Source organism: Consotaella aegiceratis (genome assembly GCF_036541425.1).
GTDB lineage: Bacteria > Pseudomonadota > Alphaproteobacteria > Rhizobiales > Rhizobiaceae > Consotaella > Consotaella aegiceratis.
This window is the reverse complement of record NZ_JAZHFT010000146.1, coordinates 1-810: the sequence shown is the minus strand read 5'-3', so window position 1 is coordinate 810 and position 810 is coordinate 1. Positions and strand designations below refer to the sequence as shown.

Genomic DNA, 810 nt, shown 5'->3' with positions numbered 1-810 from the left:
AAGGCGATGCATGGCCTGTCCGACGAGGCGCTGTGCGATCGCTGGCTGGAGAATCCGTACTTCCAGCTCTTCTGCGGCGAGGAGTTCTTCCGCCATCGACTGCCCTTCGACCGCTCGTCGATGACGCGCTGGCGCCAGCGCATGGGCGAGGACAAGCTGAACGCGCTGCTTCAGGAGAGCCTGGCCACGGCGACGCGCACCGGCGCAGCCAAGCCCGCCGACTTCACCAAGGCGGTGGTGGATACGACCGTGCAGCCCAAGGCGGTGACGTTCCCCACCGATGCCAAGCTGATGCAGCGCTCGCGCGAGCGCCTGGTGCGGCTGGCCAAGCGGCTGGGGATCGAGTTGCGCCAGTCCTATGAGCGGGTCGGCAAGTTCGCCCTGATGAAGCATCAGCGCTATGCCCACGCCAAGCAGTTCAAGCGCGCGGCCAAGGCGCTGCGCACGCTCAAGACCTATCTCGGCCGCGTCATTCGCGACATCGTCAGGAAGAGCAAGGGCGAGCCCGAACTGGAGGCGGCGACGGCTCACGAGCTCATGCTCGCCCGAAGGGTTCATGCCGGCAACCGCAATCTCAACCGCATCAAGGACCAGCCCAGAGACGCCGATCTCAGGGTGTTCAGCCTGCATGCGCCCGAGGTCGAATGCATCGGCAAGGGCAAGGCCCACCGGCCTTACGAGTTCGGCGTCAAGGTCTCCGTCGCCACCACGCTGAAGCGCTCCAAGGGCGGCCAGTTCGTCACCCACGTCCAGGCGCTGCCGGGCAAGCCCTATGACGGGCACACGCTCGCCACCGTCATTCCCGCCATC

General features: G+C 66.3%; 1 protein-coding gene. It reads left to right on the top strand.

All coding sequences use genetic code 11. The features are described from left to right. On the top strand, nt 1–810 hold an 810-nt coding region (locus tag SMD10_RS25485; protein ID WP_331688512.1), incomplete at both ends, for an IS5 family transposase.